Genomic DNA, 13,159 nt, shown 5'->3' with positions numbered 1-13,159 from the left:
TGCATGCATACTATACAAAAACAATTAGCAACTCTACTCATTAACTTGAATAATAGTGCTTTATATAAAGGATACAACACGCAGGAAGACGGCAAATAGTGAAACGCCCGCTGCATGTCGTGCGCCAATTCTTTACTTATCCACAAAAACCGGGCCAGAGATTGTCGGATTTTAGAGTATTGTGATGTCTTTATAAATAAATGCGAATATAAGGATGCAAGAACTATGTGACAGGAGGGCATGCCGATATTCTCCCCGCACCGTTGCCAGCTGCAGGGCGAACGGCAATACGCACCAGACGATGGGGTCAGATACAAGGAGTGAAGTGATGGCACAATGGACCGAACGAGCATCCAGCTCCGACAATGAAGATGGCGGTCAGGTATTCGACATGGAGAGGTTAGTGACGCGCGCTCAACAGGGGGACGAGCAGGCGTTTAATGTACTTTATCGGCATTATAGCAATGCTATCAATACCTATTTAAATAACATGGTGGGGGGCGACGGATCAGGCAGCGAGCTCACACAGGAGACATTTTATAAGGCATGGTCCTCGCTACCCCAGCTGCGCAGTCCGGGCGCTTTCAAACACTGGCTCTATCGCATCGCCACAAATCTGGCATATGACTATCAGAAGCACCAGCATCTGTTGCCTACCGTTGCCTTTGACCGCTGCTCAGATGATTATTCTTCTATGCAAGTTGAGGGGCCGGAGAACAACTACGAAAACGCGGAGCTCCTGAGAGAAGCACTGGCTCTGATTCCCTATAAATATCGCATTTGCTTGATTCTTTATTGCGTTGAGGGTTGCTCTCCGCCAGAAATCGCGGAGCAGCTCAATATTAAAGAAAGCTGTGTGAGTAAATACGTGAGTCGTGGCAGAAAATCTCTACAAACTATATATATGCAGCTACACTCGAAGGGGAGAAGAATCGATGCATAGTCAGCCACCATGCTCGATATGGGAGGAAAAACTGGCGTTGCGGCATAGCGATCTCTCTCCGGCCGATCAGGACGCGTTGGATAAACATCTGACCGGGTGCCAGGATTGCCGGATGCTGCGGGATAACTATCGCCAGATGGATGAGGCGCTAAACGCACTGCCCCGGGCGACCATGAAACCCTTTCCGCGTTTGCTGGTGCAGCCACAAGCGCGGGAGGGGGAAAATAAAGGGGAGCCGCCATTACCAACACAACCGCCGGCCGCCGCGGGTTCGCGGCAGCGCCACGGTCACAAGCACACGAAACTGAGCAACCGCCGCCAGATGGTGCTGAGCACTACGCTGATGATCGGCATGGTGGCCATACTTGTGCTGGGGCTGCTCAATATACTGACAGGCAACCATACCTCGGGGACGGCTCAGCTGACGTTCCGCCTGCAAAATGATTATGTGAGCGCCATCGCCTGGTCGCCCGATGGTCAGTTCGTGGCAACGGGCAGCTGGAACCATAGCGTAATGATCTGGGACGCGCACACCGGAGCGGTGATCACCACCTACAAGGACCACAGCGAGCCGGTCGACGCCCTGGCGTGGTCCCCCAACGGGCAGTTCATCGCCTCCGGCAGCTGGGACCACACCGTCCGCGTCTGGCAGCCCTCCACCGGCCGCACCGTCCAGGTCTATACCGGCCATAATTCCGAGGTCAGCAGCCTGGCGTGGTCCCCCAACGGGCAGTTCATCGCCTCCGGCAGCTGGGACCACACTGTGCAGGTCTGGCAGGCCTTCACCGGCCGCACCGTCCAGGTCTATACGGGGCACCAGGAGTTCGTTGACGCGGTCGCCTGGTCGCCGGATGGGACGGAGATCGCTTCGGGCGGTCGGGACAGCAAGGTCATGATCTGGAACGCCAGCAGCGGCATCACCAGGCTGATCTACACATACACCATCAGCGATCCCGTCGATGCCCTGGCCTGGTCTCCCGATGGCAAAGAGATCGCCTTCGGCGGCCGCAACAGCCAGGTCCAGGTCTATAGCACGCGCATCGAGAAGCTGCTGCTGGTCTATCGCGGGCACACCCAGGACATCGACGCTCTGGCCTGGTCCCCCAATGGCAAGTACGTCGCTTCGGGCAGTTGGGACCACACCGTACGAATCTGGGACGCAAAAAGCGGCGCGACAGCGTTTATCTATGAAGGGCATACTGACCTGGTCGATGCCCTGACCTGGTCCCCCGATGGCAAGCAGATCGCTTCGGGCAGCTGGGATCGGACGGCGCAGATCTGGTCTACTGGACTGTAACGTAGAACGAACTGTGACCTGTCAAACAGACATCGCGCAGCACCAGATGCTCCGGGAGGAATGTTCATGCTCGTTTTTGATCGTCGCCAGCGGCGCCAGCTGGATCAGCTGGTCGCGGATGCCGTGGCGGTGCCTATGCCACGGCGCCAGTTTCTCTATCAGGCCATGGCCCTCGGACTGAGCCTCGATGCCGCCGCCGCGCTGCTCGCGGGCTGCGAGCCAGAGCCAGCGCCACCGGTAGCGACGCCCCCTAAAGTGCAGTCGATCAACGTCCTCAACGAGTGGAGCGGCGAAGAGCAGGAATCATTCCAGCTGATCACCAGCGCCTTTACCCACAAGACCGGCATCAAGGTCAACCTGGAGACGACCCGCGACCTGCTGGCGGTGCTCTCTACGCGCCTGCGCGGCAACAATCCACCTGATATCAGCGGCATCCCCAGCATTAACCACTTCCGCCAGCTGGCGGCACAGAACAGGCTGATCCGCCTGGATACCTTCTTCGACATGAAACAGTATCGCCAGAACTACGCCCAGGCCTGGATCGACTTCTCCTCTTACGATGGCAAGCTCTACGCGGTCCTGCCCAAGGCCAACGCCAAGGATACCATCTGGTATAGTCCTCGGGCCTTTCATGAGATCGGGGTCAGCGTGCCCCACACCTGGGACGAGATGATCGCGCTCTCCGACCAGCTGGTCAGCAAGGGCAAATATCCCTGGTCGCTTGGCATAGAGAGCGGGGCCACCAGCGGCTGGCCAGGGGCCGATTGGATCGCCGCGATCTATATCAACAAGTACGGGCCCGATCTGTACGACCAGTGGGTTACGCATAAGATCCCCTGGACCCACCACAGCATCAAGGACGCCTTTGAAATCTTCGGCCGCGTCGCGCTGGGCAAGCATTATGTCAATGGTGGCGCGGCGCTCATCCTCTCCACCAATTTCCAGGATGCCTCCTACCTGCCGTTTGTGAAGCCGCCTCACGCCTACATGTACTACCTGGGCGATTTTACGGCCGGCTTTATCAAGCACCAGTTCAAGGGCATCCAGAGCGGACAGGACTACAGCTTCTTCCCCTTCCCCCAGATCGATCCGCGCTACAAAAATTATGCCATCGCGAGCGCCGACCTGATGGCGGCCTTCAAAGACAACAATGGCACGCGCCAGTTCATGGAATTTCTGACCACCGTGGAGGCGCAGAGCATCTGGGTCAGGCGCGGGGGCGCCACCTCGGTGAACTCGGCGGTCGCGAAGAGTGTCTACCCCGACGAGATCGCCTGGGCCTGCGCCCAGCAGATCTTGCGGAGCGACACCCTGCGCATTAGCGCCGACGACCTGATGCCCCAGGAACTGGAGGATGCCTTCTGGAAAGGCGTGATCAGCTATATCGGCACGCCCGATCAGCTCGATGACATCCTGCGCAAAATCGAGGCCACCGCCCTGATAACCGATCAGTCATAACCCGTCAGTCGCACAACTGGACGTGAGGTCCGACACCGGCCAGACCGCAGAGCTCCCCCGACCACCTTACGCGCCTTGCAACTCTTTAAGCTTCGCGATGACCACCGCTGGATCGAGACGGCGCGTGAAGTCAGGATTGACAAAGGCCAGGCGCACCGTCCCATCCCAGTCAATCAGGAAAGTACCCGAAATCGGCAGCTCCCACGATTGATCGCCATTGAAGGCCGGTAGGTCCGCGCCCATCTGCTGATGAGCAGCGCGGACCGCCTCATCGATGGTGAAGACCAGGCCAAACCGGCGCGCCACGCGATTGCCCACATCACTGAGGACCGGGAAGGTCAGCCCGCTCTTCTCGGCCATGGTGAGGCTGCTATCGGGCGTCTGCGGCGAGACCGCCACCAGCGAGGCGCCCAGCGCCCGTAGCTGCGGCAGCGCCTGCTGATAGGCGCGCAGCTCCAGGTTGCAGTAGGGACACCAGGAGCCACGATAGAAGTTGATCACCACCGGCCCCTCCTTGAGCAGGTGCGACAGCGTCACGGGACGGCCAAGCGCGTTGGGCAGCGTAAAATCCTCCACCCGCTCACCCTCTTTGAGCGCTCCCTCGGCCGCGCCGGACGTGATCAACTGCTGCACGGGCAGCATCAGCTTCTCGCGCACCCCCACGGGAATCTGCCCCCCCCATCTGTTCCATAAAGGCATCGATCTGCCCCTGCAGCGGGGTATTGGTTGGAATGTCGTTCGTCGTCATCATCTCTTCCTTTCTCAGTAACGGTAATTAATAGCACATCATCACTGTACAGAAGAAAAGGGCTCAAAACAAGTAGGCAATTTTATCTGACTAACGCAATTTTTTGTGACCAGCAAGACAGGATCTGACGCGGGCCGTCGAAATATGCCCCCAGATGGAGGGTGGCAGCTTCTTTTTTGGAGCGTATAGATCGCAAGCAATTTAATTGCGCACAATTGAATTGAACACAATCGACCTTATTTTAAAAAGAAGATGGATGTGGTATATTCTTTTTTGGAGCGCATAGATCGCAAGCAATTTAATTGCGCACAATTAAATTGAATACAATTGATCCCAAAAAAATGAATATATACCCATGGTGTGTTGACAGGAGATTTTGTTACGATGACTTTCGCAACCTGGTGGCGCGATGATCCTCTGCCCGAGCTCGCGCCTCTGCCAACGTTTTCGGCTGGCCCTTCAAATGACGTGCGGCTGATCGCGCGCTTGACCAATCAATCCACGGCCATAGTGGAGATGCGTCGTGAGATAGAAGATCGGCCCTACCTGGCATTTCTGGGCGACACACCTGTTGCCTACGGCTGGTTGACAACGCGGGCGGGCAGCATCGGTGATCTCCAATTCAGATTCGAGCTACCGCCGCGCAATGCCTACCTCTATGATTTCAAGACGCTGCCGGAGTGGCGTGGACACGGCATCTATCCGCGCTTGCTGCAGGCCATCGTCCAGCAGGAGCCAGAGATCGACCGCTTTTGGATCGGCTACGTCCCCGGCAACGTTGCGTCCGCCCGTGGCATCAGCAAGGCCGGCTTTCACGAGCTCAGCGACTTCGTGGTCGAGCAGGGACGCATCACCGGCATGGTCCTGTTCGAGCACAGCGAGCGCGCCCGCGCCAACGTGGACCTCTTCCAGCTCCCTGTCATCCCCACCCCATCATAGGATCGGCCCTCGCATCCAATGCGCTCAACTTTAGAACAAGCAATAAGAAAAATGACAAGAGTACGTGCGGGGCTTGCCCCCGCTTTGTTTACTTCCCAAAAGGAAACGCTCCTTCAAAGAGACCAGGAACGATTGCATGCGATGCATCGCATCTGCTCGTTGCTTTTTCGAGCGGCGAGGAAGCAAGCGGGGGCAAGCCCCGCACGTACTGCGGTCTTTTCTCGTTTTGCACGATCTTCAATTGAATGTATGACCCTTTGCGGGCGCATCAATAATCTTCGTGTCTCCTCTGAAACCTTTTTATTTCAAGAGCGAGTGCGAGGGCGTGGTGTCGCGCAGAAAAACGATGATGTCGAACCAGTGCTTGACCGGTCCCGGCGTAGACAGGTCCTGTCCACTAACACCGTAATAGTTCATGACGTGCGCGCTGTTGAACCAGTTGCTGACCGGTCCGGCAGGAGTGCGGCGCAGATCCAGGGCATACAGAGACTTATCGACACCTCCGAATGCAGCCGTGTAGGTACCGGCCTGCGGCGCTTCGAGGGAGGTCTGTACGGGCTTATAGGAATTGGGATTGGTGGAGGAATTAGTGTAGGTGGTATAGCTGCCATGATATACGTTTGTGCCAAGGGCCAGGTAGTTCTGCTGATAGCGCGCCCGCAGCAGGGCGCCCAGGTTGTTGGTTCCCGTAAGCGCTCCTTGCAGATTATAGCTCGTGTTATTGGCGATATGCATGTCATGCGCCCAGACAATCATTTTAGGCTGACTCTCGCCGGAGTGGTCATAGAGCCAGGAGGCGTTCTCGGCCATGAAGGTGTCGCGCTGAAGAAAATAGGTGTTGTTGCCTGAAGAAGCGTAAAAGCAGGTCATGGCCTGCACAACGATGCGCGCGTTCTGCAGTGCCAGCGCGAACTCCTGTGGCGAGGAGCTATGCTCATAGTTCTGTTGATGCGCTTTGAGCAGATTGTAGACCTGCTGGGGCTGATCGGTGAGCTTCTGCTTCACGCTCTGGTACAGATCTCTCACATGGGCGGCATTGGCGGGATCAACTTTCTGCAAGAAATTGATGACCGCGGTCAGGTCGTTGCGGCTCGCTCCCTGGCAATCCATGCCGCGAAAGTGGATCTTGGTCGTATGGGCGGGATCGGCGTTGTACGCCCGCATCCATGTCAGCATGCCCTGATATTCCTGCGTCTGCCACGCACCATCGAGGCCGTTCTTCATAATATCTGAGAGCTGGCCGGGACCGCCATTGATATAGGCATCGATAAGCTGCGACTTGCCCCAGCCATTTTCCATCACGAAGATACGAAAGTTCATGTTGCTGATCAGGAACTCGGCCAGGCGCGCCTTGAGCTGATAGAGCTCATGCGTGCCATGCGTCTGTTCACCCAGGCCGACGATCGTGGCATTGCCGATGGCCTTCTGCAGAGGCGCAAGATCGTCCTGCGAACTGGCGGGATCAACACTCTGCAGAGGGATCGCATTCTGCCGCATCCAGGTCTGCACCGGGCCCTGTGTCTGATTATCGGGCGCGGACGCCTGCGCGCAGCCGGCTATCACACCAGTAAAACAAAGCAAGATCATAAGAAGCAGGGAATAGAGTCGGGATTTGTAGATGGTCATCGCTCCTCCTAAGCTACACACAACATCGTATGGTTTCATATGCTTTTACATAAAAAAAGAAAAGCCAGCATCCTGCCCTACCAACCAGCATAGCGGAATAGTATATATGTGTGTTGTTGCATGAGGGACGCGAGTGTGTCCCTCATGCAACAACATACATAACCTGGTGCGGACGCCCGTGCGGAGGCGCTCATATGCCCCACAATGGAGAGAAACAAACACATTCTAAATCTTCCATAGGCTATATATAGCTATGTGCTATTATTTTTATAACACAAAGCTATATATATTTCAAGTGAGATACGTGGATGGATGGTGTAGAATGTGAATTGATTATGATTAGTATGGAAAGGCGCTTGCATTAGCAATGTTGAGATGTAGACAACTTGAGCAGCCCGAGACGATACGGAAATTGCGGGGCGACTATCTGCGCACACTGGTGGCGCCGGCGGACGGGATGTGGGAAAAGGCGGTCATTGCGCAGGCTACGTTCTGGGAGATACACGATGGGGAGCAGGCGCTGGGCGCTTTCTGCCTGGACGCCGATGGGACGCTGCTGCGCGTGCAGCTGCTGGAGCCTCGCCAGGGGCGGGGACAGGAGGTCCTGCGCTGGCTCGTCTCCGATCAGGGCATCCAGCGAGCCATCACCAGCACGATCGAGCCGCTGTACTTCTCGCTGTGCCTGGATCTGCACACAAGCATCACGCCGCACAGCTACCTGTTCCGCGACCACCAGCGCATCGAGCCGCCAGCGGACCGCGATCCCCACCACTTCAGGAGAGCCACGCCGGACGACCTGGACACGCTGGTGCTCTTCTACAAGGAAAACACCAGCGGGCCGGGCGCCTGGATCGAGGGCTTCCTGAATGAACGCCTCAGACGCGAGGAGCTGTTCGCTCTGTTCGACCACCAGACACTGGTGGCTAGCGGCGAGTGCATCCCCAGCCAGCAGCAGCCCCCCTACGCCGACCTGGGCATGGTCGTGGCACAGGCCTATCGCGGTCGCGGCCTCGGCAGCTCCATGCTGCTGCGGCTCAAGCAGCACTGCTACGCCTCCGGCTGGCGGCCAATCTGCTCATGCGAGGTCTCCAACCCGGCCTCAAAGAGGGCCATCGAGAAGGCCGGCTTCATCAGCGAACATAGGATAGTGAGCGTGCAGTTCTAGCGTGCGAGAAAATCGGACGCGAGGTCCGAACGTATGGAAGGGATTCATATATGATCGAGATTGTGGAGTATGATGAGAGGTGGCCGGAGGAATTTGCGGCGCTGGCGCGGCCGCTGCATGCGGCCCTGGGCGAACTGGCGCTGCGCATCGATCACATCGGCTCGACGTCGGTGCCGGGCCTGGCGGCCAAAGATATCATCGATGTGCAGGTGACGGTGAGGGATTTCGCGTGTACGCCGCAGCTGGTGGAGGCGCTGGGGGGACCTGGCTATACGATAGCAGCCGAGGTGACCAGTGACCATCTGCCGCCGCTCTACCACGGTCCGGCGTCGGATTGGGAGAAGCGCTACTTCCGGCCACCAGCACAGCAGCGACCCATGCATCTGCACGTACGCGCACTGGGACGGCCCAACCAGCGCTACCCAATCCTCTTCCGCGACTATCTGCGCGCCCACCCGGTCGCCAGAGCGGCCTACGCACAGATCAAACGCGCCATGGCACGGCGCGATCCCGACGACGTCGAGTTCTACTACGACGTGAAAGATCCACTGTGCGATATCGTCATCGAGGCCGCCGAGGAGTGGGCGCACGCCACCGGCTGGCGCATGGAGGAAAGCCCGCAATAGGCCGGGATCACTTGCCCGTGCCCGAGCGCGCATGGGGTTTCGCACCGCGAAAGACAACGAGAAATGTCCATCGTAGATTCGGGCCTTGCGCCCGATTTCCCCTCCACGCATGTCAATGTCCATCGTAGATTCGAGCCTTGCGCCCAATTTGTCCCACACAGGTCACGAAGAAGATGGGGACGATGCGCGTCTCCACCTTCTTCGTGACGTGGGCTGGGGAATGCTTTTGCCGCTCAGGCAGATTTGTTGATGAGTTCGTCGGCAACCCAGCGTGCGACGTTTTCGGGGTATGGGGCGGATAAGCTGAGGACGATGTATGGGAAGCCAGCATCAATGGATTTAGCGATCGCGTCACGAGTGGTGCCGGGGTGGCCGTAGGAGACCGGCAGGACGAGGGAACGGGTGATCGTGGCGGGATCGCGACCGATTTCGGCGCAGAAGCGATCCAGCAGGGCACCTCGGCGGACGGCGTCATCGATGTCGCCGCCGGGGAAGTTCCACAGGTCGGCGTGCTCGGCGACCACGCGCAGCGTCGCGCTAGAGCGTCCGCCTATCATTATCGGCGGATGAGGTCGCTGCACAGGTTTGGGATTGCAGAACGCTCCGCGCAGGTGGAGGTAGCTGCCGTCGAAATCGAACGGTTCGGCCTCGGTCCACAAGCGCCGAATGACCGTACATGCTTCGGCGAGGCTGCCGACCGCGTGGGCGGAATCGTGGAAGGGCAGACCGTGTGCCTCGTATTCACGCCGGGCCACAGGATGGCCTGGTCGAGAGCCGGCGCCGATGCCAAAGTCGAGCCGCCCACCGGAGACAATATCGACGGTCGCGGCGATCTTGGCCAGCATGGCGGGCGGCCGGAAACGGTTGCTGGTCACGAGCAGCCCGAGGCGCAGTCGTTCGGTCTGTGCAGCCAGGGCCGAGAGCAGCGTCCAGCCTTCAAAGGTCGGCCCGTTCGGGTCGCCAAAGATCGGCATCAGGTGATCGTAGAGCCACGCATGCTCGATCTCCGGAATCGTGTCCGCCTCGCGCCACACCCGCAGAATATCGCCATAGCCGACCTGTGATGGTGCCGTCGCGATCCCGAAACACGGTCCGCTCACGCGCGCACCCATGACCACGTCCGTCATCTCCATATCAGATTCGTTCATCAATTGCCATTCCTCCATATACTATTAATCGGAGCATAGCTCCGATTAATAGTATATGGAACTACGTTCCGTTTTGTCAAGCTAATGTTTGAGTCAGGAATGGACGGTAGAACCCCCACGATCGTGCACCTCGTAGGTTCGGCCCTCGCGGCCGATTTCCCCTTCGCGTATGATACCTTTCTTCAACATATAATGTTCAAAAAATGTCATTGAATGTTTTTAACGGGCACTTATGTATGGGGAGGGGAAATCGGCCGCGAGGGCCGAACCTACGGCGGGCGTGATCATGTCACGGAACGGTCATACGCCATGCCTTCCTTGTGGGGATAGCGAGGATGGTGCCCCAGACGATGAGGATGATCAGCGGATCAAAGACGGTGTGGACGCGCATGAGGTCGCTCAGGAAGTAGCCGCCCAGCGTGGTCAGTGTCCAGGCGAAGAGGACAGCCAGCGAGAGCAGTCCCATGCCCTGTACAGCGGGGAGACGGCGAGTACGCGGCCAGCAGAGCAGGATCAGCCAGAGCAGGGCGCAACAGGGGAAGAGGATGTTGCAGGCGTAGAGCAGACGATGAAAAGTGAGCAGCGCGTTCACGACCTGCTCTATCCAGCCGTGCTGGATGGCGCCGGGCGGCGGCGGCAGGGTGCTGACCGGATAGTAGCTGGTCAGCGAGGCGAAGAGCATGGGCACGGTCTTGAGCCCGAATTCAAGGGGATGGCGCAGGATGATGGCGCGGGCGAACTCGCCCATCTGCCGGCCGTTGTCGCGCCCCAACTCGGGATGGCGCGCCACCAGCTGATAGGGCGTCAGATGGGCGTGCCGCACGTTGTCGTCGATCACGCGGCGCAGCGACTCATACTGTGGCGGCGCCTCGTTCTGCATCTGGTACTGCATCACCTTGCCGATCAGGTTCATGTTCTCCACATAGGTCAGGCCTGAATAGTGGTTGATGAACAGGTTGCCGAGCACGTAGCCCCCCAGCAACACATAGAGCACCACCAGCGGCAGCCCGAGTCGCAGCAGCAAGGGACGCAGCCGTTCGCGTCCGTAGCGCATCCACAGTAGATAGGCGTAGAGCAGCACAGGAAAAGCGGCCCACTCTGGTCGCGTAAAGAACAGCAACCCCAGGCACAGCGTCAGCCACTTCAACAGGCGCCAGCAGCCATCTTGCAGGATGCGCACCGCCAACAGGCAGATCGTCAGCAATAGCCACAGGGAGAACCCCTCGGTCATCAGCAGCTTACTATATGAAATCAGGATCACGTTGCTGGCCAACAGCAGACCCACGACAAAGGCCAGCCACGCACGCCTGAAGATCAGGCAGGTCAGCAGATAGAACTCCAGCACCGCCAGGATATAGAGCAGCCCCTGCGCGATACTGACGGCAAAAAGATTCGTGGACCCGGCAATCGCTGTCACCAGCAAGATAAAGAGGGGATAGATCGGCAGGCGAAAGACGTTGATCGGATTGCCCGTCTCGCGCAGCTGGCGCGCGAATTCCAGGTAGCTCGGCGTATCGGCCGTCAGCTCCGCGTAGGGATGATAGAAATAGTAGAGCCCCACCGTCAACGCCGCCACCAGCAAGAGCAGGCCGCCCCCGATCCATGTCGTCGGCCAGGCCCGCCAGCGGCCCGCTTCCACAACGCCCGTCTCCAGCTCTCCATGCTGAAATATACCCATCTCTCATTCACATTTCAACCCATACGGGAAATTCTATCAATACAACCAATCTCAGCTATACATGATAAAGCATCAGCAGGATTTGTACAAGCAGATGGGTCTGGGAATTTAAAACATTCTTGTTCAGCAAAATTGCACAGATAGAATTTTCCGCTTCATCAAAACGGGGAGGTATCTATGCAAATCCGATTTCCCCACCCCCACGGAAATCCCCCTGGAAACGTCATCGTCGGCCGACCCAAATCGGACGGCGACGGCGTTTCGGGTACATGGTCGGCGGCCGAGGCAAAAATCGGACGCGAGGTCCAAACGGATGGAAACGGGGCCGCCAGGCGTCGGGCGTCAGGAGGTATAAGATCCGTTGATCTTGACGTAGTCGTAGGTGAGGTCGCAGCCCCAGGCACGGGCCCCCACTTCTCCAAGACCGAGGGAGACACGGATGACGATCTCGTCGTGATCAAGGTAGTTTTTCAGTGCAGATAGATGCCCTTCATCCACAGCACAACCTCGACGATAGACAGGAATATAACCAAAGGCAATATCAATCTTTTCCGGTACAATTGTGTCCTGTTCATAGCACTTTCCGATGGCCATGGCGATGCGGCCCCAGTTGGGATCGGAGCCGAAGATGGCGGTTTTGACGAGCGGCGAGTTGACGATGGATTTGGCGACCCGCCTGGCCTGCTGTACGCTGGCGGCGTGCTCGACGCTGACTTCGATCAGTTTGGTGGCGCCCTCACCGTCACGCGCCAGCTCACGAGCCAGGCGCAGGCACATGTCCCGCAGGGCCCGGCGGAACTCGGCCAGGTCCACGTCGCCCGCCAGGCCGTTGGCCATGATGGCCACGGTATCGCTGGTGCTGGTATCAGAATCGACGCTGACCATGTTAAAGCTCGGCTCGACCGCGTCGCGCAGGCAGTCACGCAGCTGTTGCGCGTCGATGCGGGCGTCGGTGCAGAAGTAGGCCAGCATGGTCGCCATGTTAGGCTCGATCATCCCCACGCCCTTGGCGATACCGACCAGCGTGGCGTTGCCGACACGACAGCAGTGCATCTTGGGATGGGTGTCAGTGGTCATGATGGCTTGCGCGGCCTGCTCCAGGTGGCCATAGCACAGCTGCTGGCCGATGCCGGAGATGCCCTGGCGCAGCTTCTCCATCGGCAACTGGCGCCCGATGACGCCGGTCGATGAGGGCAGGATGTCCTGGGGACGGATGGAGAGCTCTTCGGCCACCAGGTCAACGATCTCGTGGACGTTGGCCAGACCCAGCTCGCCGGTGGCGACATTGGCGTTCTTGCTATTGACGACGAAAGCCTGCAGGCGTCCATCGCTCACGTGCTCGCGACCAACGAGGATAGCCGGGCCGCAGAAGCGGTTGCGGGTAAACATGGCCGCGGCGGCGGCGGGAACATCGGAGGTGATGACGGTAAAATCCAGGCTCGAATCCTTAATACCAACGTTCTTTGCACTGCAGCGAAAACCTTTCGGCTGCATACTTAAAATGCGCATGATCTTTCCTTTTTGCCTGTAG

General features: G+C 58.3%; 11 protein-coding genes. 6 read left to right on the top strand and 5 right to left on the bottom strand.

Annotated elements, in window-relative coordinates:
* The first annotated feature begins 328 nt into the window (after nt 1-328).
* The 3 genes from AABA21_RS35910 (at nt 329) to AABA21_RS35900 (ending at nt 3,698) form a co-directional block, all read left to right on the top strand.
* A complete protein-coding gene (locus AABA21_RS35910; protein ID WP_338257630.1) occupies nt 329-943 on the top strand; it encodes an RNA polymerase sigma factor in 615 nt (204 codons plus the stop codon).
* Entirely contained in the window at nt 936-2,240 is a 1,305-nt protein-coding gene (locus AABA21_RS35905) for a WD40 domain-containing protein (RefSeq protein WP_338257629.1), read from the top strand. The genes AABA21_RS35910 and AABA21_RS35905 overlap by 8 nt, the downstream gene beginning before the upstream one ends.
* A gap of 66 nt (nt 2,241-2,306) precedes the next feature.
* Nucleotides 2,307-3,698, top strand: a complete 1,392-nt coding sequence (locus AABA21_RS35900; protein ID WP_338257628.1) for an ABC transporter substrate-binding protein — start codon at nt 2,307-2,309, stop codon at nt 3,696-3,698.
* 66 nt (nt 3,699-3,764) lie between these two features.
* Here the strand turns inward: AABA21_RS35900 and AABA21_RS35895 are convergent, their stop codons facing one another.
* The gene (locus AABA21_RS35895; RefSeq protein WP_338257627.1) at nt 3,765-4,397 is read right to left on the bottom strand and encodes a peroxiredoxin-like family protein; all 633 of its coding nucleotides are present in this window, start codon (nt 4,395-4,397) and stop codon (nt 3,765-3,767) included.
* Nucleotides 4,398-4,830: 433 nt separating this feature from the next.
* Between AABA21_RS35895 and AABA21_RS35890 the strand changes: the two genes are divergently transcribed.
* Nucleotides 4,831-5,385: a GNAT family N-acetyltransferase gene (locus tag AABA21_RS35890; RefSeq protein WP_338257625.1), complete on the top strand. Its 555-nt coding sequence runs from the start codon at nt 4,831-4,833 to the stop codon at nt 5,383-5,385.
* Nucleotides 5,386-5,685: 300 nt separating this feature from the next.
* On the opposite strand, the gene AABA21_RS35885 is transcribed toward AABA21_RS35890, so the two are convergent.
* Nucleotides 5,686-7,011 (bottom strand): erythromycin esterase family protein, encoded by a 1,326-nt coding sequence (locus tag AABA21_RS35885; protein ID WP_338257623.1) that lies wholly within the window; start codon nt 7,009-7,011, stop codon nt 5,686-5,688.
* Between the two features lie 367 nt (nt 7,012-7,378).
* Between AABA21_RS35885 and AABA21_RS35880 the strand changes: the two genes are divergently transcribed.
* Both AABA21_RS35880 and AABA21_RS35875 read left to right on the top strand, forming a co-directional pair.
* Complete coding sequence (locus tag AABA21_RS35880) at nt 7,379-8,176, top strand: GNAT family N-acetyltransferase (protein ID WP_338257621.1); 798 nt, start codon at nt 7,379-7,381, stop codon at nt 8,174-8,176.
* Between the two features lie 50 nt (nt 8,177-8,226).
* Nucleotides 8,227-8,802, top strand: coding sequence for a GrpB family protein (locus AABA21_RS35875; protein ID WP_338257620.1), 576 nt, complete (start codon nt 8,227-8,229; stop codon nt 8,800-8,802).
* Nucleotides 8,803-9,035: 233 nt separating this feature from the next.
* Here the strand turns inward: AABA21_RS35875 and AABA21_RS35870 are convergent, their stop codons facing one another.
* The 3 genes from AABA21_RS35870 to argJ form a co-directional block, all read right to left on the bottom strand.
* On the bottom strand, nt 9,036-9,914 hold the full coding sequence (locus AABA21_RS35870) for an LLM class flavin-dependent oxidoreductase (protein ID WP_420917247.1): 879 nt from the start codon (nt 9,912-9,914) through the stop codon (nt 9,036-9,038).
* A 325-nt stretch (nt 9,915-10,239) separates the two neighbouring features.
* The gene (locus AABA21_RS35865; protein WP_338257618.1) at nt 10,240-11,628 is read right to left on the bottom strand and encodes a glycosyltransferase family 39 protein; all 1,389 of its coding nucleotides are present in this window, start codon (nt 11,626-11,628) and stop codon (nt 10,240-10,242) included.
* A gap of 342 nt (nt 11,629-11,970) precedes the next feature.
* The gene (gene argJ, locus AABA21_RS35860; protein WP_338257617.1) at nt 11,971-13,137 is read right to left on the bottom strand and encodes a bifunctional glutamate N-acetyltransferase/amino-acid acetyltransferase ArgJ; all 1,167 of its coding nucleotides are present in this window, start codon (nt 13,135-13,137) and stop codon (nt 11,971-11,973) included.
* Nucleotides 13,138-13,159 lie beyond the last annotated feature (22 nt).

Source organism: Dictyobacter halimunensis (assembly GCF_036245075.1).
The sequence above is the reverse complement of the archived record's forward strand: the minus strand, read 5'-3'. Positions and strand labels throughout refer to the sequence as shown.